18 protein-coding genes are annotated in these 20,350 nt (G+C 42.7%); 15 read left to right on the top strand and 3 right to left on the bottom strand.

All coding sequences use genetic code 11. The annotated features are described in order from the left end of the window. Positions 1–44: 44 nt before the first annotated feature. Positions 45–863: a late competence protein ComER gene (gene comER / locus MKY77_RS16880; RefSeq protein WP_339146960.1), complete on the bottom strand. Its 819-nt coding sequence runs from the start codon at positions 861–863 to the stop codon at positions 45–47. A gap of 83 nt (positions 864–946) precedes the next feature. On the opposite strand from comER, the gene MKY77_RS16875 reads away from it, so the two are divergent. From MKY77_RS16875 to MKY77_RS16865, 3 genes are all read left to right on the top strand, one after another. Then, positions 947–1,606, top strand: a complete 660-nt coding sequence (locus MKY77_RS16875) for a helix-hairpin-helix domain-containing protein (RefSeq protein ID WP_339146959.1) — start codon at positions 947–949, stop codon at positions 1,604–1,606. A gap of 70 nt (positions 1,607–1,676) precedes the next feature. Next, positions 1,677–2,246 (top strand): ComE operon protein 2, encoded by a 570-nt coding sequence (locus tag MKY77_RS16870; protein WP_237663743.1) that lies wholly within the window; start codon positions 1,677–1,679, stop codon positions 2,244–2,246. Continuing rightward, positions 2,209–4,566 (top strand): DNA internalization-related competence protein ComEC/Rec2, encoded by a 2,358-nt coding sequence (locus MKY77_RS16865; RefSeq protein ID WP_342515386.1) that lies wholly within the window; start codon positions 2,209–2,211, stop codon positions 4,564–4,566. Before MKY77_RS16870 ends, MKY77_RS16865 begins: the two co-directional genes overlap by 38 nt. 138 nt (positions 4,567–4,704) lie before the next feature. Here MKY77_RS16865 and MKY77_RS16860 read toward each other — a convergent pair whose 3' ends face one another. Beyond that, on the bottom strand, positions 4,705–4,839 hold the full coding sequence (locus MKY77_RS16860; protein WP_237663745.1) for a YqzM family protein: 135 nt from the start codon (positions 4,837–4,839) through the stop codon (positions 4,705–4,707). A 323-nt stretch (positions 4,840–5,162) separates the two neighbouring features. On the opposite strand from MKY77_RS16860, the gene holA reads away from it, so the two are divergent. Next, a complete protein-coding gene (gene holA, locus MKY77_RS16855) occupies positions 5,163–6,188 on the top strand; it encodes a DNA polymerase III subunit delta (RefSeq protein ID WP_339146957.1) in 1,026 nt (341 codons plus the stop codon). A gap of 533 nt (positions 6,189–6,721) precedes the next feature. Here the strand turns inward: holA and rpsT are convergent. Next, positions 6,722–6,988 carry a 30S ribosomal protein S20 gene (gene rpsT / locus MKY77_RS16850; protein WP_010196181.1) on the bottom strand — a complete coding sequence of 89 codons (267 nt, stop codon included), beginning with the start codon at positions 6,986–6,988 and terminating at the stop codon, positions 6,722–6,724. A gap of 221 nt (positions 6,989–7,209) precedes the next feature. Here rpsT and gpr point away from each other — a divergent pair, with 221 nt between their 5' ends. The 11 genes from gpr (at position 7,210) to MKY77_RS16795 (ending at position 20,350) form a co-directional block, all read left to right on the top strand. Beyond that, a complete protein-coding gene (gene gpr, locus MKY77_RS16845; RefSeq protein ID WP_339146956.1) occupies positions 7,210–8,376 on the top strand; it encodes a GPR endopeptidase in 1,167 nt (388 codons plus the stop codon). A 69-nt stretch (positions 8,377–8,445) separates the two neighbouring features. Continuing rightward, entirely contained in the window at positions 8,446–9,639 is a 1,194-nt protein-coding gene (locus MKY77_RS16840) for a stage II sporulation protein P (RefSeq protein WP_339146955.1), read from the top strand. 24 nt (positions 9,640–9,663) lie between these two features. Further along, positions 9,664–10,017, top strand: a complete 354-nt coding sequence (locus MKY77_RS16835) for a DUF3679 domain-containing protein (RefSeq protein WP_339146954.1) — start codon at positions 9,664–9,666, stop codon at positions 10,015–10,017. Positions 10,018–10,279: 262 nt separating this feature from the next. Then, a complete protein-coding gene (gene lepA / locus MKY77_RS16830; protein ID WP_339149847.1) occupies positions 10,280–12,121 on the top strand; it encodes a translation elongation factor 4 in 1,842 nt (613 codons plus the stop codon). Positions 12,122–12,217: 96 nt separating this feature from the next. Further along, positions 12,218–13,357 carry a radical SAM family heme chaperone HemW gene (gene hemW, locus MKY77_RS16825; protein WP_339146953.1) on the top strand — a complete coding sequence of 380 codons (1,140 nt, stop codon included), beginning with the start codon at positions 12,218–12,220 and terminating at the stop codon, positions 13,355–13,357. Between the two features lie 81 nt (positions 13,358–13,438). After that, the gene (hrcA, locus tag MKY77_RS16820) at positions 13,439–14,470 is read left to right on the top strand and encodes a heat-inducible transcriptional repressor HrcA (RefSeq protein WP_339146952.1); all 1,032 of its coding nucleotides are present in this window, start codon (positions 13,439–13,441) and stop codon (positions 14,468–14,470) included. Positions 14,471–14,518: 48 nt separating this feature from the next. Continuing rightward, the gene (gene grpE, locus MKY77_RS16815; RefSeq protein ID WP_339149846.1) at positions 14,519–15,118 is read left to right on the top strand and encodes a nucleotide exchange factor GrpE; all 600 of its coding nucleotides are present in this window, start codon (positions 14,519–14,521) and stop codon (positions 15,116–15,118) included. A 184-nt stretch (positions 15,119–15,302) separates the two neighbouring features. Next, on the top strand, positions 15,303–17,141 hold the full coding sequence (gene dnaK, locus MKY77_RS16810) for a molecular chaperone DnaK (RefSeq protein ID WP_237663753.1): 1,839 nt from the start codon (positions 15,303–15,305) through the stop codon (positions 17,139–17,141). Between the two features lie 325 nt (positions 17,142–17,466). Next, a complete protein-coding gene (gene dnaJ, locus MKY77_RS16805) occupies positions 17,467–18,594 on the top strand; it encodes a molecular chaperone DnaJ (RefSeq protein WP_339146951.1) in 1,128 nt (375 codons plus the stop codon). A gap of 46 nt (positions 18,595–18,640) precedes the next feature. Further along, positions 18,641–19,582, top strand: a complete 942-nt coding sequence (prmA, locus tag MKY77_RS16800; protein ID WP_010196205.1) for a 50S ribosomal protein L11 methyltransferase — start codon at positions 18,641–18,643, stop codon at positions 19,580–19,582. 15 nt (positions 19,583–19,597) lie between these two features. After that, positions 19,598–20,350, top strand: coding sequence for a 16S rRNA (uracil(1498)-N(3))-methyltransferase (locus MKY77_RS16795; protein WP_339146950.1), 753 nt, complete (start codon positions 19,598–19,600; stop codon positions 20,348–20,350).

Here is a 20,350-nt window from a genome sequence, read left to right as displayed (position 1 = left end):
AAGGTATTTGTCGCTTGATGGCGAATAACCTTATTAGAGAAAAATCAATGAAACTGTTTTTTGACCTCCACAAGATCTTCATCAAACTTCTCATGCGTCTTTTGAATGACATGATGGAATACATCGCCCAATTCATTCTCAAGCACTTTAATGCCTTCTCCAGTAACACCACCCTTAACACACACTTTTTCTTGCAAGGTTTGAAGGGTATAAATATCCTTTTCAATCAATTTTCCCATTCCGATGATCATCTGGCTCGCCAAATCTGTCGCTTGCTCCTTGGTTATGGCCGTCTCACTTACAGCCCCGTCAATGAACCTCTGCAAAATATAACTGAAAAATGCAGGTCCACAACTTACAATATCCGATGCCACCCTTGTAACATCTTCCTTAATATGAATTGGTGTTGAAATCTTTGAACAAATAGTCAGTAAGAAATCCTTATATTCTTCTCGTACATTCTCTCCGAATGTCACCAATGTGACACCAGCTAAGGCGCGGTTTGTGATACTTGGGATGATGCGTGCCACCTGGCAGTTGATGATTGTTTGCAGCTGCGTAACAGATACAGGGCTCGTAATGGAAATCACACATTTATCGGCCGTCAAGTCTTTATTGATTTTTGTTAAAAGGGGGTGAATATCCAATGGTTTAACACATAAAAAGATAATATCAGCAGCATTTACCACTTCTTCCGCCGTTTCAGCCACATATAGGTCAGGATATTTGCGTTGTAAATTAAATGCTTTCTCTATGGAACGATTAGTAATCGTGATATTCTCAGGAGGTACTGCTTTCGAGTCGACAAATGATTCCACCAAGATTCTCCCCATGTTTCCTGTGCCGATCATTCCAATCTTCATGTTTCATTCCCTCCTCCATCCAAAAAAGTTTCTCATACACTATATGTATTTATGCTTATTAATATGAATAGAAGGTGAGTGCCTTGAAAGAATTGTGGTATGTCCATAAAACAAAAGTGTTGATTGTGATTAGTGTTGTTGTGTTATTTTGTTTTTTCATCTGGTCCAGGCTATATGTTCCCACAGAAACGCAGGCGGAACAACAAGTGAGTTTTTTGATGGAAGCAACTGAAGCTGAAAGTGAAGAGGATCTGGGAGTAAACGATGTTGAACAGGAAACGTCCCAGCCAATAAATAAAGAGGTACTTATTGATATCAAAGGAGCTGTTTTCCAGCCTGGGGTCTACAAAATGAAATCGGGGGACAGGGTCATCGATGCAGTGGAGGTGGCAGGAGGTTTTTTGGATGACGCAGATACGAGGAAAGTTAATTTGGCCTCCCTCCTGACAGATGAAATGGTCATCATCGTCCCGCGTGAGGGAGATGAAGAGGAGAGGGAGGTCCTTATTAAACCTGAAAACAGTTCAAATGCTGACTCCGCTGGTGGAAAAATAAATATAAATTCTGCTTCAGAAGAGGAGCTGACAGCTCTTACGGGTGTCGGACCAGCAAAAGCAAAGGCAATCATCGACTACAGGACCGACCATGGCTTATATAAGAGTATAGAGGAAATCATGAATGTGACAGGAATCGGAGAGAAATCTTTTGAAAAGCTTAAGGATGAAATTACTGTAGCCAATTGAATTGACGGAAGACAAGAAAACCCGCTACACTAAGGATATTGTTTAAGAAGATTAGGAGGCATATGGGAAGATGACAAGAATATCTTGGGATCAATACTTTATGGCGCAAAGCCATTTATTAGCACTAAGAAGTACCTGTACAAGGCTTGCTGTCGGAGCAACTATTGTACGTGATAAACGAATCATAGCTGGAGGTTATAATGGTTCCATTGCAGGTGGAGTACATTGCATTGATGAAGGATGCTATGTCATTGATAATCATTGTGTGCGGACCATCCATGCCGAAATGAATGCCTTGCTTCAATGCTCCAAATTTGGGGTGCCGACGACTGGCGCCGAAATTTATGTCACCCACTTTCCATGCCTTCATTGCTGTAAAGCCATAATCCAAGCGGGAATTAAAACGGTTTACTATGCAATGGAATATAAGAACCATCCATATGCAATGGAAATGTTCGAACAGGCTGATGTGCGCGTGGAACACGTGGAACTGGATGAGATGGCTGTAAGCTTGAACGATCCTGAGAAAATAGGATTCATTAATAGCTTGATTGAAAGATTGGAGGAATCCGGTGCAAGTGATGAAGAAATAAAGCGCTGGTATGAACAATCCACCGAGCTTTTCAGTAAGCAAGGATAATCTTATTTTAATGAAAATTAGGACAGGCTACTTTGCTTATTTGGCCATCGCTAGCTGTTTGGGAATTGCTGTCTCCAGGTCAGATACTCACTGGGGACCGCTTTCCCTTTTGATTGTCTTTTTTTTATGGATCTATCTTCAAGATAAAAATCCTCTCAGACTACTCCTTTTGACTCTCCTCTTCAGCGCTGGATTTTACGGCTATATGAATATGATCGAGTCCCAGAATGTATCCGTTCATACGGGTAGTGAAACACGAATTTCTGGAACCATCACCACATCCATTCATATTGATGGAAACAAAGCCAGTTTTGAAATGAAAAGTAATAAAAAAGAATCGATGGTAGTGGAATATTATCTCCAGGAGCAACAAGAGATCACCCTACTTGAATCTTTGGAAATTGGAGAGCTATGTAATTGGCAAGGGGCCTTGAAAATACCTCAGCCAGCCACCAACCCTCATGCTTTTGATTACAAGAACTATCTTTACGAACAAAAAAAATATTGGATATTTTCATTGGACAGGTTGCCGGAATCTTGTGCCCCCGGTGAAAATATTTCTATTTTTAAAGGTCTCCAAAAGTATCGCGACAAGGGAATAAAAACAATTGATGAACATATGGACCCAGTTGTGGCAAGCTTTATAATTTCCTTGATTTTCGGGGAGAGAAGATATCTTGATCATATGGTATTAGAGGCATACCAAAAGTTGGGCCTCATTCATTTATTGGCGATTTCTGGTTTGCATGTAGGAATCATTACCGCAGCTGCCTTCTATACCGGTATTCGATTGGGACTAACCCGACAATCGGTTAACATCCTCTTAATCCTTCTATTACCTCTTTATGTCGTTCTGGCAGGTGGTGCACCGTCTGTCATGAGGGCCGCAACAATGACAGGCGTAGCCCTTGTGCTGCTGCTTTTTAAAAAGAAAATCCTCTCTATTGATACAATCGGCCTTGCCTGCATCTTTGTTTTGCTATTGAACCCATATTACATGTATCATATCGGATTTCAATTATCCTTTTCGGTCAGTATGGCTTTAATATTGACGTCAAGGAAAATCAGCACTGTCAACAATGGACTTCTTCAGATTTTCTATGTCTCCTTTATTGCTCAGGTCGCTTCGCTGCCTTTGCTGCTTTTTCACTTTTACCAGTTTTCCATCTGGAGCCCGTTTTTAAATATAATCTATGTCCCTTTTTTCTCCTTGTTTGTCCTTCCTGGTGCATTCTTGCTCTTTTTTGCGATGATCTTCTATCCTGGACTGCTCCCCTTACTTGTCCCTTTTTTCTCTTTCCCCCTTCAGCTTTTGAATTCTCTTGCGGTGTGGTTTGCGAGTATACCATTCGGTACACTGGTGTTTGGAAAACCTTTTATCGGGATGATGGGGCTGCTCGTATCTTTTACGGCTTTATTTTTTTATCTGTGGGAAAAGAAAAGGTTGTCGGCTGCATCGGCTATGCTTGTGGGCTGTTTGTGTTTCCAATGGTACATTCCATATACAAACCCTTATGGAAAAGTGGTGGTAGTGGATATTGGACAGGGAGATGCTATATTTATTCGGCTTCCTTTTAATAAAGGAACGTATCTGATTGACACAGGAGGCGCATTCCCATTCCCGAAAGAAGCATGGAAAGAAAGGAAGAGGGAGTATAACAGTGGTATCGATGTATTGTTGCCTTTTTTGAAAGCGGAAGGAGTAAGGAAGTTGGACAAATTAATATTATCTCATGGAGATTATGATCATATCGGCAATGTCGCAAGTCTCTGGGGACATGTAAAGGTAAGCGAAGTGGTGGTTCCATTGGGATTTGGCGGAAGTGAACTGGAAGAGGAGATATTGCTTGAAGCCGACTATCGAGGGGCAAAAATACAGACTGCTGTTCCGAATATAGGGTGGGATGTGGATACTGCCAGTTTTTTATATCTGCATCCAGCCAAAGCGTATGAAAATAAGAATGAAGGATCGATTGCTCTTTACGCCATTTTGGGCGACAGAAGTTGGCTGTTTACTGGAGATATGGAAGGTGAAGGGGAAAGGGAGGTGTTACTTCGCTACCCAAATATAACGGTGGATGTGCTAAAAGCTGGTCATCATGGGAGCAAGACTTCAACCGGCCAGGCATTTGTTGAAAGGCTGCAACCGGATATCGCCATCATTTCCGCCGGGAGAAACAACCGTTTTGGTCATCCACATCAGGAAGTACTCGACAGGCTGGAGCGTTCAGAGGCAATGGTGTATCGTACGGATAGACAAGGGGCAATTATCTTTGAATTTACACATCGGGGTGGAACGTTTTCCACGGTACTACCATAGGATACAGTATCAAAATGAAAAAGAGACTGCACCATTTAGACGCAGTCTCTTTTATAGCGAAGCTTTTCAGAGATATCCTCATTCTTTTCACAACCGCTTTGGAAAAGAATCACGACGGTATGTATTGTTATGCCGCCATTAAGATCCTAGGTAATGAATCAATGTTGCCATTGCAAAGATTGTTGCGAAAAAACCGAAGGATACGATAAAACCGACACCAGAATCTACTGCATCGTTACGTTTACTTTGGACGCTTTTCTCAAATTCGTTCATAAGTATCCCTCCTATCACACATTAGTATAAGCTATACGGCAAAAAAAATCCACCAGTCATTTTTGCTTTTCCACCTTTGACAAGAGTTGTCACAAATAGTTCAGAAATTCAAGGAGAACATAGTATTACACCCAAACGGGGCAATCGTTAACGGGCGAGTTACCTGGGGCTAGCATCGTTGACGTTTATATAAAATGGAGATTAGTTCTTTGTAGGTGAGAACTAATCTCCTTTGACTTTGTTTGCTTATATAACTCCTTGTCAACTCATTCATCTCTCATGTACGATAAGAAGGAGTAGAAACAAATGACGGGAGCATAACAATGGGATTCGAAGCGTTAAAGAAAATAAAAGCAAAACATTTCGCGCCGATATATTTATTATTGGGCACCGAAGGATTTTTAATGAGGGAAATAAGGGATGCCATCATAGAGCATGCTCTTGATGTGGAAGAACATGATTTTAATCTCTCCTTTTATGATATGGAAGAACAGCCGGTGGATGTAGCCATCGAGGACTCGGAGACTCTACCGTTCATGGGGGAGCGAAGAGTGGTGGTCATGACCAATCCCTTCTTTCTTACAGCGGAAAAAAATAAGAGCAAGGTTGAACACAACACGGACCGATTTATTTCTTACATAAAAGAAGCTGCACCATATACCATTTTGGTAATTCAAGCATCTTACGAGAAGCTGGATGAGCGGAAAAAGATTGTCAAGGAGCTAAAAAAGCAAGCGGAAGTCATCGAAGCACAGCCGCTCGGGGAAAGGGACTTGAAGCTTTGGATGAAAGACAAAGCAATGCAAAATGGAGCGATTCTAGGAGATGCCGCATCAGAGGAATTACTAAAGATTGCGGGAGTCAATCTTTCTGTCCTTGCCCAGGAGATCAACAAAATGGCCATGTATATCGGCGCTTCCGATCAGGAAATTTCCGTTGATACAGTCAAGCTGTTGGCAGCCAAATCCATTGAGCACTCCGTATTCGAACTCATTGAAAAAATGGTGCATAGGCGGATAGATGAAGCACTCGAACTTTTTTATGATTTGGTTCGAAACAACGAGGAACCGATAAAGCTCCACGCGCTCATTGCCAACCAGTTCCGCTTGTTATATCAGGTAAAGGATTTAAGCGAACAAGGGTACAGCCAACAGAAAATGGCCGGCATGCTAAGGGTCCATCCGTACAGGGTGAAACTGGCAGCACAGCAGGGGCGGTATTTCGGGCGTGCTGAATTGATGAAAGTAGTGGATGAGCTTGCCGAAGCGGATTATCTGATGAAGAGCGGAAAGATAGATAAACAGTTGGCGATGGAGATGCTATTAATCAGACTGGCGCCAATCAACTAAATAAAACCAAACAGTCAACCGCCGAACAACCAGTTTCGGTGGTTTTTTATTGTTTAGGAATTTCTTCAAAACCACAACAAACTAACGAAAAATAATGGAATATAGAGCATTTTGAGCTTCTGAAAAAGCATTCGGACAACTACCTTGTTGGTTCGGACAAATAATTAGCTTTTGGCAAGGAGTTCGGACATTTGCACTACCTAGTTCGTACAAGATTTTTAAGTGTTTGGACATTTAAAAAATAGGTTCGGACAAGTTGCTCCAAACTTCGGACAACTATGCGGAATCTTCGGACAAAAACCAAAAATCTTTGGACATTTGAACGGAATCACGTCCGTTACCAACATCCATCCACTATCATTGAATCATCCCACACCTCTGAAGAACATCAACCAACCTTTAAAAAGCCGGTTGACCCATAATCTGAAAGCGCAGTATTATTCTATATTCGCCGTAAAACAAAAAAATCCTTTGGGGGTCTGACCCCCAAAGGACAAAAAATAAAAAAACGACCCAACCGGATCGCCCTTTTATTATGCAGTAGCTCCGTTTACTTTTTTCGCTAGGCGAGATTTTTGACGGTTTGCTGCATTTTTGTGGATGATACCGTTTTGCGCAGCTTTGTCTAAACGTTTAGCAGCTTCTAGGTAAGCAGTTTTTGCACCTTCAACATCGTTGTTAGCAACAAAAGCTTCTACTTTCTTCACAGCAGTACGCATAGAAGACTTGATAGTAGCGTTATGAGCACGACGTACATCGTTAGTTTTTACACGTTTGATAGCAGATTTAATGTTTGGCATATCTTTCACCTCCATACAATTCAACGATCGAGATTTATATAAAACTCGACATTTCTTTACTTATGAGAACAAGTGATATTTTATCAAATCCATTATGATTATGCAATAGGGAGTCAAGGGAATTTTCTTGAAAGTGTAAAACACCCACATTCTCATGCATGAAAAACGGTTGTAGGGTCAAAATAAAACTAAAATTTGGCAATGCTGGAGGCGGAAAAAGAATGAATCAACCACAACCTTTGGATCTAAGCAAGTATGAAGTGAGAACCGACTTGGCGGTAGAAGCCAATCAGATGGCTATTGAGAAACATAACCGACAGAATGGGCAGAATCAAAACCTACAGAACAATGAAAATAACCAGACATCAAATCCTGTATCGGCCATAGAAGGAGTAGTCGTTAAAGAAAGACAGACGGATGGTATCAATGTTACAACCGTGACCATTTCAGATAAGGGAGCGGAAATGACCGGAAAGAAGCCTGGTAACTACCTCACATTGGAAGCGGTGGGAATCAGGCAAAAGGATTCCGATCTGCAGAAAAAAGTCGAGACTGTCTTTGCAAAAGAATTCAGCGCCTTCCTTACATCCCTTAATATATCCAAGGATGCCACCTGTCTGGTTGTAGGGCTTGGTAATACGAATGTCACACCGGATGCACTTGGTCCGTTGGTATGTGAAAACCTGTTAATCACAAGGCACTTGTTCAAGCTGCAACCAGAGTCCGTACAGGATGGATTCAGGCCTGTCAGTGCGATCATCCCGGGAGTGATGGGGATTACAGGAATTGAAACGAGTGACATCATTTTGGGAGTGGTGGAAAAAACGAAGCCAGATTTTGTGATTGCCATAGATGCCTTGGCTGCGAGGTCCATCGAGCGGGTAAATGCGACCATCCAGATTTCTGATACAGGGATACATCCTGGTTCAGGTGTTGGGAACAAGCGTAAGGAGCTGAGCATGGATACACTTGGAATTCCGGTGATTGCCATTGGCATTCCGACTGTGGTAGATGCTGTGTCCATGGCAAGTGACACCATCGACTTCATCCTGAAGCATTTTGGGAAAGAGATGAGAGAGGGGGACAGTCCTTCAAGGTCGCTCGCGCCCGCAGGAATGACATTTGGGGAAAGGCGGAAGCTGACAGAAGAGGATCTTCCAGGGGAAGAGCATCGTAAGAATTTCCTTGGTATCGTTGGAACGTTACCTGAAGAGGAAAAACGGAAGCTGATTCACGAAGTGTTGTCTCCGCTCGGTCATAACCTGATGGTTACACCGAAGGAAGTGGATGATTTTATAGAAGACATGGCCAATGTGGTGGCGGAAGGTTTGAACTCTGCGCTGCATTTCCATGTGAACCAGGATAATGTAGACGCTTATACACACTAGGCGTCCGTGTTCTACTTTTCACCCTTTTGCATACATATAGTAGCAACAAGTATGTGAAAGGGTGAGAAAATGAAGGGCTACCGCTCCTCACACGTCGTCGTATTAAATGGGACAAGCATTAAGAAATCAGTCGTAGCAGTGATCTTAGGATTTATTCTTGTATTTGCGGTATCCGGTGTTATGACATCTCTCAAGCCAGAATACCGAGTCACCTCGAGCTCCATCAATGAGTTTTCCAAAAGGTTCTCGGGAGAGTCTCTGTTATATATTTTCGGGTATACCAATGCCTATTTTACGCAAGGATTATCAAGTGAAGCGAAAGCACCTAATTATGCTTCCGCTTTATTTGAGTTAACGACAAGCATTAACCTTGATGATCCGCGCAGTCTGATCCGAAATGAAATTCCAGGCTTTGCTTATTATGACGGAGAAATTCTGGTAGCGGGGTCAGGGGTGAACTATACGGATATGCCGGTGGAATCCTCCCCGCCTATGGAAGTGCTACTACAAGAAAGACAAGCTTCCATCGTCGACCTGGACGAGGAAAAAGAGAATGAGGAAAGCGCTCCACCTCCTGCCCAGACCACAGGGGACAAGCGTACTGTTCTCATTTATCACTCGCATTCCCGGGAATCGTTCCTACCTTATCTTGAAGGTGTGACAAGCCCCAATGCAGCAAGTCATCCCGAAGTGAATGTAACAAGGCTTGGAAAAAAGCTTCAGGAAGAATTGGTCCAACGGGGCATCGGAACTGATATTGACACAACCGACACCGCCTTGGCCTTAAAGAACAGGGGCTGGGTGTACGGTCAATCTTATGATGTGACGCGGCCTATCGTGGAAGAAGCGATGGCAGGGAACCAACATCTAAATTATCTGATTGACGTCCATCGAGATTCGGGGAGAAGAAAAAGCACGACAATGGACATAAATGGCGTTCCGCATGCAAGGCTTTATTTTGTAATAGGGAAGAAAAATCAACACTATGAGAAGAACCAGTATTTGGCCGAACAGATTCATAAAAAGTTGGAGCAAAAGTATCCTGGATTAAGTAAAGGTATATTTGTTCCGCCTTCTGCCGAGACTCGTAATGGTATCTATAATCAGGACCTTTCCCCAAATTCGATGCTGATTGAAGTGGGGGGAGTGGATAATACATTTGAAGAAATGAACCGTACATTGGAGATTTTTGCCGATGTGTTCAGTGAAATTTACTGGCAGGCAGAAAAAGTGGACGGAAATGCTGAAGGTGAAGCGCAATAAGGTGAAAAAGGAGCTGAAAGTGCGATGAAAAGATTTATGGTCAAATGTTTATTTATTTCTCTGGTGCTATTTCTTGGAGTGCTTTTAGGGATGCAACAGGCAAATGAAGGAATGCGGAAAATGAAGGGATACGATGATCCGGCTTTTAGTGGCCAAGCTTTCCATGTGGCTGAAACGACAGAGGGAATTAATGGCACCATCCTCGGACGCCAGATAAATTCTCAGGATATGAAAGAGAAGCAGGAAAAGTTGGAAGGCATTAAAGCTTATAACGTATTCTCTTCTGCAGGAAAGAAACTGGCAGATGGCATGTCAGGCATGATGAGCGGGATTTTCAATAAAGTGCAGGATACGATAGAGGAAAAAACGGAAGAATGATAGGACTTGTAGAGAGCGAGGGACGTGGGCTAGGAGTTTTTAATCCATGACTTTGCTTTCTTTTTTTGCTCCATCTATAAATTGATTTGAACATCTTAGCTGATGAATGGAGTCTAAGCCTTTCGCGGAAATCATCAGCGGCGTTTAACAATGCCTTTATTATAAAGAGAAATTCAAACAATCCGAATTTCATTGAATCTTCCTTTTCGTATTGATATAATCAGAAATAGTGTACGTTGCCGAAAGTGTAGGAGTGAAACAGATAATGAACAGAGAAGAACGGTTAAAACGACAATCAAAGATAAGAAACTTTTCAATCATTGCCCATATTGACCATGGGAAATCAACTTTAGCAGACCGAATATTGGAAAAAACGTCTGCATTGACACAAAGGGAAATGAAGAATCAGTTGCTTGATTCCATGGACCTTGAACGTGAACGTGGGATCACCATTAAATTGAATGCCGTTCAATTACGATATAAAGCTAATGATGGCGAAGAATATATTTTCCACCTTATCGATACACCTGGACATGTCGATTTTACATACGAGGTTTCCAGAAGCTTGGCTGCCTGTGAAGGGGCGGTACTTGTAGTCGATGCGGCACAGGGTATTGAAGCCCAGACATTAGCCAATGTGTATTTGGCACTTGATAATGAACTAGAGATCATGCCTGTCATTAATAAAATTGACCTTCCAAGTGCAGAGCCTGAGAGGGTTCGCCAAGAAATTGAGGATGTAATTGGACTTGATGCTTCTGATGCTGTCCTGGCAAGTGCCAAGGCTGGTATTGGAATCGGTGAGATCTTGGAGCAGGTAGTAGAAAAGATCCCTGCACCTCAAGGCGATCCGGAAGCACCATTGAAAGCGTTGATTTTTGATAGCCTGTTCGACCCTTACCGAGGGGTGGTTGCCTATATCCGTATCGTGGAAGGGACCGTAAAAGTTGGAGACAAAATCCGTATGATGGCTACTGGAAAAGAGTTTGAGGTTAATGAGGTCGGGGTGTTCACGCCAAAAGCTGTGCAGCTTGATGAGCTGACCGTTGGAGATGTTGGTTTCCTGTCTGCATCCATCAAAAATGTTGGAGACACGCGTGTCGGTGATACTATCACTCATGCGAAAAATAGAGCTGCAGAACCTCTTCCTGGTTACCGTAAATTAAACCCAATGGTGTTCTGTGGATTATATCCAATCGACTCTGCAAAATTCAATGATTTGCGTGAAGCCCTTGAAAAACTTGAACTAAACGACTCTGCGCTTCAATATGAGCCGGAAACATCCCAAGCATTAGGCTTTGGTTTCCGTTGCGGATTCCTTGGTTTGCTCCACATGGAAATCATTCAAGAACGTATCGAGCGTGAATTTAATATTGATTTAATTACAACAGCACCATCCGTTATCTATCATGTACATTTGACAGATGGCGAGGAATTGCGAGTGGACAATCCCTCTAACATGCCAGATCCTCAGTCCATCGATCGAGTGGAAGAGCCATATGTAAAAGCTACAATCATGGTACCGAATGATTACGTTGGGGCAGTTATGGAATTGTGCCAAGAAAAGCGTGGAAACTTCATTGACATGCAGTACTTGGATGATATTCGCGTCAGCGTAATTTATGAAATTCCATTAGCGGAAATTGTTTATGATTTCTTCGATGCGTTGAAATCCAATACAAAAGGTTATGCATCATTTGATTATGAACTAATTGGTTACAAACCTTCGCATCTTGTTAAAATGGACATCCTGCTTAACGCTGAGAAGGTTGATGCCCTTTCCTTTATCGTTCACCGAGATTCTGCTTATGAGCGTGGGAAAATCATTGTGGAAAAGCTAAAGGAACTTATTCCAAGACAGCAATTCGAGGTACCAATCCAAGCGACCATTGGTCAGAAAGTTGTTGCAAGGTCAAACATCAAAGCTATGCGTAAAAACGTTCTTGCAAAATGTTACGGAGGAGACATCTCCCGTAAACGTAAGCTTTTAGATAAGCAAAAAGAAGGTAAAAAACGCATGAAGCAAGTTGGTTCTGTAGAAGTACCGCAAGAAGCATTTATGGCAGTACTGAAAATGGACGACAATGCCAACAAAAAACAATAACAAAAATACCGCAGTTTAATCTGCGGTATTTTTTCATACATGCGTCACATGTGATAAGCTAACAGATACGAAGTAAACAAACGAAAGTGTGATCTTATGATTAAATCAGCCTATATCCATATCCCATTTTGTGAACACATTTGTCACTACTGTGATTTCAATAAAGTATTCTTGAAAAATCAACCAGTAGATGAATACTTGGCATACATGGATACAGAAATGAAAAATACGATAGAAAAATACCCTGCCTCAGGACTCCAAACCATTTTTGTCGGCGGGGGGACACCTACTGCATTAAATGAAAAACAATTATCCTTTTTGCTTGATTCCGTGCAAAAGCATTTTCCAGTAAAACCCGAAATGGAATATACATTCGAAGCCAACCCTGGTGACCTATCGCTGGAAAAACTTCGCCTCCTAAAAGAGGGTGGGGTCAACAGGCTCAGTTTCGGAGTGCAAAGCTTTAATGATGATCTTTTGAAAAGGATAGGCAGGTCTCATAGAAAAGCGGATGTTTTTAAATCAATTGAACATGCGAGAGAAGCAGGTTTTGAAAATATCAGTATCGATTTAATTTACAGTCTTCCAGATCAAACAGTAGCTGATTTCAAGGAAACTTTGCACACGGCCTTTTCCTTAGAGATGGAACACTATTCTGCCTATTCCTTGATTATCGAACCCAAAACGGTTTTCTATAACCTGATGAACAAAGGGAAGCTCCCTTTACCAACACAAGAAGAAGAAGCGGAAATGTATGAAGTGCTATTGGATGAGATGGCGAAGAACGGTTATCAGCAATACGAAATCTCCAATTTTGCAAAAGAAGGTTATGAAAGCAGACACAATATTACCTATTGGGATAACGAATTCTATTATGGGATTGGCGCAGGTGCCCACGGTTATTTAGATGGTGTGCGAATTGCCAATCACGGACCGCTTAAAAAGTATATGGATGCAATAGAAGAAACTAAGTTTCCATATAAAGAGCAACATGATGTAACAAAAACAGAGAGAATGGAAGAAGAGATGTTCCTTGGGCTTCGAAAGAGTGAGGGAGTTTCTTGCTCCACATTCAAGAGGAAATTTGGAGAAGAGTTGCTGGTTATTTTCAAAGATGCTATTGCTGAAAATCTAGAAAAGGGCCTCTTAGAGCACGTGAATGGCCACATCCGACTTACGAGAAAAGGGAAATTTCTCGGTAATGAAGTTTTTCAGGCTTTTATTGGTGCGATCTGATTGACATGTGAATGGGTATTTGGTAATTTATTTATAGAATTAGCACTCGATGAATAGGAGTGCTAACAGAGGTGATGCTGAGTGCTTACAGAACGACAGTTGTTAGTATTGCAAGTCATAATTGACGACTTTATCCGATCTGCACAACCTGTTGGCTCCAGAACGCTCTCCAAGAAAGATGAAATCTCGTTCAGCTCTGCCACTATCAGAAATGAGATGGCAGATTTGGAAGAATTAGGATTCGTAGAAAAAACACACACTTCTTCAGGAAGGGTTCCATCGGAAAAGGGGTACCGCTATTATGTGGACCACTTGCTTTCTCCGGAAAGGCTTACGAAGCAGGATGTGTTTGAAATTAAATCCATCTTTCGCGAGCAAATATATGAATTGGAAAAAACCGTCCAAAAATCTGCACAGATTCTTTCTGATCTGACCAAGTACACTTCCATTGTCCTTGGGCCGGGAGTAAGGGATCACAGACTTAAAAACCTGCAGATCATTCCCATCAATCCGGAACAAGCGGTTGCAATCATCGTGACGGATACAGGACATGTCGAAAACCGCATGTTTTCTTTTCCGGCCAGCATGGATTCATCCGATATCCAAAAGATGGTCAATATCTTAAATGAACGTCTAGTGGGGGTACCACTGTCAGAGCTGATCAATAAGCTATATAAGGAAGTGGCAACACTCTTAAGATCTCATATCGGGAACTATGAAAACATTCTCCAATCCTTGAGCTCCACTTTATATATGGAAGAAAAGGATAAGGTGTTTTTTGGAGGCAAAACGAATATGCTTGCCCAACCCGAGTTTAATGATATCAATAAGATACGTTCATTGATGCTGTTGATTGATCAAGGCAAGGACTTGTCCCAGCATATTCGCGCGAAAGAAGCAGGTATCCATATTAAGATAGGCAGTGAAAATAACATTCCGGGTATGGAAGGCTGCAGTATTATTTCTGCAAGCTATTCCATCGGACCAGAACAGCTTGGTACGATCGCTTTGCTCGGTCCGACCAGAATGGAATATTCCCGTGTGGTCAGTCTCTTGCAACTTGTCAGTTCCGACCTTTCACAGGCGGTCAATAAACTGTATCAAAAGGACTGAGCATGGAAATATTGTTAGAGGATGGAGTTACCGCTCCGTCCTATCACCATGCAACAACAACATGATTTTTACACTTTGAGGGAGGTGAAACCATTGGTAAACGAGAACGAACAAGCAACAGTTGAAAATGAAGAAGTAGCAACGGAAGAAAGTGAAGAGACGACGGAAAACGTTGAAGAAGCAGAAGTAACTGCGGAACAACAGAAAATTTCCGAATTGGAAGCTAAGCTTGAAGAGTCGGAAAACCGCCTTCTTCGCTTACAAGCCGATTTTGATAACTACCGTCGACGTGTGAGACTTGACCAAGAGGCTGCACAAAAATATCGTGCACAGAATCTTGTTACAGATATACTTCCTGCCCTTGACAACTTTGAGCGTGCGCTTAAAGTAGATTCTGAGGATGAGAAAATAAAAACGTTTTTACAAGGCATGGAAATGGTGCACCGTCAGTTAGTGGAGGCACTGAAGTCAGAAGGACTCGAAGCGATCGAAGCGGTTGGACAGTCATTCGATCCTCATTTACACCAGGCAGTCATGCAGGTGGAAGAGGGAGAAGCGGAATCCAACACTGTTTTGGAAGAGTTTCAAAAAGGGTATAAGCTCAAAGACCGCGTCATCCGCCCGTCCATGGTAAAAGTAAGACAATAGTTGATTGTAGTGGAAGGCACGAGACTCCTGAGGGATAAGCGTGTTAAGGGCGACCCCGCAGGAGTATACGCCGGGAGGCCGCGATACCTTCCGTGGAAAGCGAGTGCCTGCAACGGAGATCAACGGTAACCGAAATATAAAATAACTACATATTAATGTAAGTTGCAATAGGAGGAAAAACAAAATGAGTAAAATCATCGGTATTGACTTAGGTACAACGAACTCATGTGTAGCTGTGCTTGAAGGCGGCGAACCAAAAGTAATCCCTAACCCAGAAGGTAACAGAACAACTCCATCTGTTGTTGCTTTCAAAAACGGCGAACGCCAAGTAGGGGAAGTGGCAAAACGCCAATCCATCACAAACCCTAACACAATCATGTCAGTTAAGCGTCACATGGGTACAGACTACAAAGTGGAAGTAGAAGGAAAAGAGTACTCTCCACAAGAAGTATCTGCAATCATCCTTCAACACTTAAAAGGCTATGCAGAAGAATATCTGGGAGAAACAGTTACAAAAGCTGTTATCACAGTTCCTGCATACTTCAATGATGCTGAGCGTCAAGCTACAAAAGATGCAGGTAAAATCGCTGGTCTTGAAGTAGAACGTATCATCAACGAGCCAACTGCAGCAGCATTGGCATACGGTCTTGATAAAATGGACGAAGATCAAACGATCCTTGTTTATGACCTTGGTGGCGGAACGTTTGACGTATCCGTACTAGAGCTTGGAGATGGCGTATTTGAAGTGCGTTCTACAGCTGGTGACAACCGTCTTGGTGGAGATGACTTTGACCAGGTTATCATTGATTACCTTGTTGCAGAATTCAAAAAAGAGAACGGCATTGACCTTTCTAAAGATAAAATGGCATTACAACGCTTGAAAGATGCAGCGGAAAAAGCGAAAAAAGACCTTTCCGGTGTAACAAGCACACAAATTTCCCTACCATTCATCACAGCTGGGGAAGCTGGACCACTTCACTTAGAAGTTAGCATGTCCCGTGCGAAATTTGATGATCTTACTGCTGGACTTGTAGAACGTACAATGGGCCCTGTTCGTCAAGCATTACAAGATGCAGGTATTTCTGCTTCTGAACTTGACAAAGTTATCCTTGTAGGTGGATCTACTCGAATCCCTGCCGTTCAAGATGCAATCAAGAAAGAAACTGGTAAAGACCCACACAAAGGGGTTAACCCGGATGAAGTGGTTGCTCTAGGTGCAGCTATTCAAGGTGGAGTACTTACTGGTGATGTTAAAGACGTAGTACTTCTTGACGTAACACCACTTTCTTTAGGAATCGAAACAATGGGCAGCGTATTCACGAAGCTTATTGAAAGAAACACAACTATTCCTACAAGTAAGTCACAAGTATTCTCTACAGCTGCTGACAACCAAACAGCGGTAGACATTCACGTACTTCAAGGGGAGCGTCCAATGGCAAGCGACAACAAAACATTAGGTCGTTTCCAATTGACTGATATCCCGCCAGCACCGCGTGGTGTTCCACAAATCGAGGTTTCTTTTGACATCGATAAAAACGGTATCGTGAACGTTCGTGCGAAAGACCTTGGAACAAACAAAGAGCAAGCTATCACTATCAAATCTTCTTCAGGTTTATCCGAGGACGAAATCAACCGCATGGTTCAAGAAGCGGAAGAGAATGCGGATGCAGACAAAAAGCGTAAAGAAGAAGTAGAATTACGCAATGAAGCAGATCAGCTTGTATTCACAACTGAAAAAACACTTAAAGAAGTAGAAGGTAAAGTGGAAGAAGCAGAAGTGAAAAAAGCGGAAGACGCAAAAGAAGAATTGAAAGCTGCTATCGAAAAAGGCGACCTAGAAGAGATCCGTACGAAAAAGGATGCACTTCAAGAAATCGTCCAACAAATTTCCATGAAGCTTTATGAGCAGGCTGCACAAGCACAACAAGCCGCTCAAGGAGCAGAGGGTGCAGAAGGCGCTGCGAACAACGACGACAATGTTGTCGACGCAGAGTACGAAGAAGTAAACGACGATAAAAAGTAAGATTAAGTCCTAGGGCTTTTCTGATAAAGATAAAAAGAAAGTCGAAGCCATGGCTTTGGCTTTCTTTTTATGTAAGCAGGAAAAAGAAACATCCCTTGGTGCCTGGAGTGGAAGGTGGTCGACTCCTGCGGGACCGTAGCGGTAGCTTGAGACCCCGCAACGAAGTGAGGAGGCTCAAGCACCGCCCCGCGGAAAGCGACCACCTGAAACGGAAGGTGCCAAGGAGTTAACCAGACTGGGGTTGAAGCACATAACTTTTATTGCTTTTTCCCTCTTTCAGGTGATACAATAACCTTTATGTGAATGAAACGGGAGTGGGTATTTAATGAGTAAACGCGATTACTATGAAGTGCTTGGCGTCAGTAAAAGCGCGTCGAAAGACGAAATAAAGAAAGCTTATAGAAAGCTGTCAAAACAATACCATCCGGACATCAATAAAGCAGAAGATGCAGCGGACAAATTTAAAGAAATCAAAGAAGCTTACGAAGTGTTGAGCGACGACCAAAAGAAAGCGCACTATGACCAATTCGGCCATACCGATCCTAACCAAGGATTTGGCGGCGGCGCTGGATTTGACGGTGGCTTCGGCTTTGAAGATATTTTTGAAACGTTTTTTGGTGGTCAAGGCGGCGGAAGAAGACGTCGTGATCCGAACGCTCCAAGACAAGGGTCAGATCTTCAATACACCATGACGCTTTCTTTTGAAGAGGCAGCATTCGGAAAAGAGACGACCATTGAAATTCCTGTTGAAGAAACATGTGATACATGTTCAGGAACAGGAGCAAAACCCGGTACAAAAGTGGAAACATGTTCACATTGCCGAGGAACCGGGCAGGAAAGTGTGGAACAAAACACTCCATTTGGACGAATTGTAAACAGAAGAACCTGTTCAAAATGTAATGGTTCAGGAAAGTCCATTCCCAACAAATGTACAACATGCCATGGCGCAGGCCGTGTGAAGAAACGCAATAAAATCAAAGTCAACATCCCGGCTGGTGTGGATGAAGGACAACAATTGCGCGTAGCTGGAAAAGGGGAAGCTGGAGTGAACGGCGGTCCTGCTGGGGACTTATATGTTGTATTCCATGTTCGCAGGCACGAGTTCTTTGAAAGGGACGGCGATGATGTGTACTGCGAAATGCCGATAACTTTTGCTCAGGCAGCACTTGGTGATGAGGTGGAAGTGCCGACCTTGCACGGGAAAGTGAAATTGAAAGTACCTGGTGGGACGCAAACAGGTACTAACTTCCGTCTAAAAGGAAAAGGTATTGCCAATGTCCGCGGCTATGGCCAAGGAGATCAGCATATCAAGATCCGTGTGATCACCCCTACAAAACTGTCCGAGAAACAAAAACAGTTGATACGCGAATTTGCGGAAACAAGTGGGCAAGCGCCGGATGAGCAGGAAGACAGCTTCTTTGCAAAAGTAAAACGTGTCCTTAAAGGTGAATAAATAAGTGTTAATAGCTATCATTAAGTCAGGATTGGAGTTGGTATGAATGAAATGGTCAGAAATTAGTATCCATACAACTAATGAGGCGGTAGAACCGATCTCTCATATACTTCACGAAGCAGGGGCGAGTGGAGTGGTCATAGAGGACCCTTTTGAACTTACAAAAGAAAGAGAAGATCAGTTCGGGGAGATATACCAACTCAATCCAGATGACTACCCCGAAGAAGGTGTCGTAATGAAAGCGTACCTTCCTGTAAACAGTTTTTTAGGTGAAACAGTGGAAGGGATAAAGGACGCAATCAATAATCTGTTGGTTTATGATATTGACCTTGGATTAAACAATATCTCCATCAGTGAAGTGAACGAAGAAGAATGGGCAACTGCTTGGAAAAAGTACTACAATCCTGTGAAAATTTCTGAGAAGTTTACTATCGTGCCTACGTGGGAGACGTACGAACCAGTAAGCTCTGATGAGAAGATCATCGAGCTTGATCCGGGGATGGCGTTTGGAACGGGTACCCACCCGACAACGGTACTTTGCATACAGGCGATCGAAAGAACCGTCAAGCCACAAGATAAAGTGATTGATGTAGGTACAGGTTCCGGGGTTTTAAGTATCGCTGCAGCCATGCTTGATGCGAAGGAAGTTCTGGCTCTTGATCTCGATGACGTGGCAGTGGAATCTGCTAAACTGAATATCAAATTGAACAAAGTGCATCCAACAGTGACAGTGAAACAAAATAACCTACTAAAAAATGTAGAAGGTCCTGTTGATGTAGTTGTTGCTAATATTTTGGCAGAGGTTATTGTCCGTTTCACAGATGATGTGTACCGCGTCCTAGAAAATGGAGGGACATTTATCTCCTCAGGAATCATCAGCATGAAAAAGCAGGAAGTGAAAGACGCCCTCATCAAATCAGGCTTCAAAATTGAAGAAACGATGATGATGGAAGATTGGGTGGCATTTATCGCCAAAAAAGAAGAATAAGCGAGGGTGAAGATCGTGCAACGTTATTTTATTGACTCCAATCAAATAGATGATACATCCATAACTATTACAGGGGAAGATGTTCATCATATAGTTCGGGTTATGAGGATGAGCGTTGACGATCAACTTCTTTGCAGCTGTTCGGAAACCAGGCAGACGGCCCTTTGCAAAATTGCTGAAATTACCAATGATATGGTAGTGACGGATATTGTAGAATGGATAAAGGCTGAAACGGAAATTCCAGTTCGTGTTACGATTGCGAACGGGCTGCCTAAAGGGGATAAATTGGAGTTAGTAATACAAAAGGGAACAGAACTCGGAGCAGAGTCGTTTATCCCTTTTAATGCTGCTCGTTCGATAGTGAAGTGGGACGAAAAAAAGGGCAAAAAGAAAGTGGAACGCTGGAATAAGATTGCCAAAGAAGCGGCTGAGCAGTCACATCGTTCGATGGTGCCTGTTGTAGAGGAGACTGCTTCACTAGCCCTGCTTTTAGAGAAGAGCAAAAACTATACTTATAAGATTGTCGCCTATGAAGAGAGTGCAAAAGAAGGGGAGCATGCAGCTTTTGCCTCCACTCTCCAAAAGATGAAACATGGTGAATCGATTTTATGTGTGTTCGGTCCTGAAGGGGGCCTGACAGAAAAAGAAATTGATCGACTTTTGGAGCATGGATTTGTTCCTTGTGCTCTTGGGCCAAGAATATTAAGGACGGAAACGGCACCGCTATATGCGCTTGCCGCCATTTCGTATCATTTTGAATTAATGTGA

The sequence above is a fragment of the Sutcliffiella sp. FSL R7-0096 genome, from assembly GCF_038595065.1.
Lineage (GTDB): Bacteria > Bacillota > Bacilli > Bacillales > Bacillaceae_I > Sutcliffiella_A.
The sequence above is the reverse complement of the archived record's forward strand: the minus strand, read 5'-3'. Positions and strand labels throughout refer to the sequence as shown.